The following is a 2495-nucleotide window of genomic DNA, read 5'->3' as shown; positions in this document are numbered from 1 at the left end:
AACACAGTGGACGCGAGCAACTGAGGACAAGCCCTCGGCCTATTAGTACCGGTCAACTCCACCCCTCACAGGGCTTCCATATCCGGCCTATCAACCCAGTCGTCTACTGGGAGCCTTACCCTCTCAAGGAGGTGGGAACACTCATCTCGAAGCAGGCTTCCCGCTTAGATGCTTTCAGCGGTTATCCCTCCCGAACGTAGCCAACCAGCCATGCCCTTGGCAGAACAACTGGCACACCAGAGGTTCGTCCGTCCCGGTCCTCTCGTACTAGGGACAGCCCTTCTCAATGTTCCAACGCGCACAGCGGATAGGGACCGAACTGTCTCACGACGTTCTAAACCCAGCTCGCGTACCGCTTTAATGGGCGAACAGCCCAACCCTTGGGACCGACTCCAGCCCCAGGATGCGACGAGCCGACATCGAGGTGCCAAACCATCCCGTCGATATGGACTCTTGGGGAAGATCAGCCTGTTATCCCCGGGGTACCTTTTATCCGTTGAGCGACGGCGCTTCCACAAGCCACCGCCGGATCACTAGTCCCGACTTTCGTCCCTGCTCGACCCGTCGGTCTCACAGTCAAGCTCCCTTGTGCACTTACACTCAACACCTGATTACCAACCAGGCTGAGGGAACCTTTGGGCGCCTCCGTTACTCTTTAGGAGGCAACCGCCCCAGTTAAACTACCCATCAGACACTGTCCCTGATCCGGATCACGGACCCAGGTTAGACATCCAGCACGACCAGAGTGGTATTTCAACGACGACTCCACAACCACTGGCGTGGCCGCTTCACAGTCTCCCACCTATCCTACACAAGCCGAACCGAACACCAATATCAAACTGTAGTAAAGGTCCCGGGGTCTTTCCGTCCTGCTGCGCGAAACGAGCATCTTTACTCGTAGTGCAATTTCACCGGGCCTATGGTTGAGACAGTCGAGAAGTCGTTACGCCATTCGTGCAGGTCGGAACTTACCCGACAAGGAATTTCGCTACCTTAGGATGGTTATAGTTACCACCGCCGTTTACTGGCGCTTAAGTTCTCAGCTTCGCCACACCGAAATGTGACTAACCGGTCCCCTTAACGTTCCAGCACCGGGCAGGCGTCAGTCCGTATACATCGCCTTACGGCTTCGCACGGACCTGTGTTTTTAGTAAACAGTCGCTTCTCGCTGGTCTCTGCGGCCACCCCCAGCTCACCGAGTAAATCGGATCACCAGAAATGGCCCCCCTTCTCCCGAAGTTACGGGGGCATTTTGCCGAGTTCCTTAACCATAGTTCACCCGAACGCCTCGGTATTCTCTACCTGACCACCTGAGTCGGTTTAGGGTACGGGCCGCCATACAACTCGCTAGAGGCTTTTCTCGACAGCATAGGATCATCCACTTCACCACAATCGGCTCGGCATCAGGTCTCAGCCTTATGTGCGACGGATTTACCTACCACACGGCCTACACCCTTACCCCGGGACAACCACCGCCCGGGATGGACTACCTTCCTGCGTCACCCCATCACTCACCTACTACCAGCTCGGGCCACCGGCTCCACCACTTTCCATTCCCCGAAGGGTCCGGAACGGCTTCACGGGCTTAGCATCACTGGATTCAATGTTTGACGCTGTACAGCGGGTACCGGAATATCAACCGGTTATCCATCGACTACGCCTGTCGGCCTCGCCTTAGGTCCCGACTTACCCTGGGCAGATCAGCTTGACCCAGGAACCCTTAGTCAATCGGCGCACACGTTTCTCACGTGTGTATCGCTACTCATGCCTGCATTCTCACTCGTGAACCGTCCACCACTCGCTTACGCGGCAGCTTCACCCGGCACACGACGCTCCCCTACCCATCACAGTCCCCGTTGGGGGTATGTACTGCAATGACACGACTTCGGCGGTACGCTTGAGCCCCGCTACATTGTCGGCGCGGAATCACTAGACCAGTGAGCTATTACGCACTCTTTCAAGGGTGGCTGCTTCTAAGCCAACCTCCTGGTTGTCTCTGCGACTCCACATCCTTTCCCACTTAGCGTACGCTTAGGGGCCTTAGTCGATGCTCTGGGCTGTTTCCCTCTCGACCATGGAGCTTATCCCCCACAGTCTCACTGCCGCGCTCTCACTTACCGGCATTCGGAGTTTGGCTAAGGTCAGTAACCCGGTAGGGCCCATCGCCTATCCAGTGCTCTACCTCCGGCAAGAAACACACGACGCTGCACCTAAATGCATTTCGGGGAGAACCAGCTATCACGGAGTTTGATTGGCCTTTCACCCCTAACCACAGGTCATCCCCCAGGTTTTCAACCCTGGTGGGTTCGGTCCTCCACGACCTCTTACAGCCGCTTCAACCTGCCCATGGCTAGATCACTCCGCTTCGGGTCTTGAGCGCGCTACTAAACCGCCCTATTCGGACTCGCTTTCGCTACGGCTTCCCCACACGGGTTAACCTCGCAACACACCGCAAACTCGCAGGCTCATTCTTCAAAAGGCACGCAGTCACGAGA

At 56.6% G+C, this 2495-nt stretch carries 1 rRNA gene; it reads right to left on the bottom strand.

The features are described 5' to 3' along the window. Positions 1–22: 22 nt before the first annotated feature. A 23S ribosomal RNA gene (locus ACFYMP_RS32145) occupies positions 23–2495 on the bottom strand; the annotation flags it as partial.

The organism is Streptomyces sp. NPDC007088, assembly GCF_042869355.1.
In the GTDB taxonomy this organism is placed as follows: Bacteria; Actinomycetota; Actinomycetes; order Streptomycetales; family Streptomycetaceae; genus Streptomyces.
The sequence above is the reverse complement of the archived record's forward strand: the minus strand, read 5'-3'. Positions and strand labels throughout refer to the sequence as shown.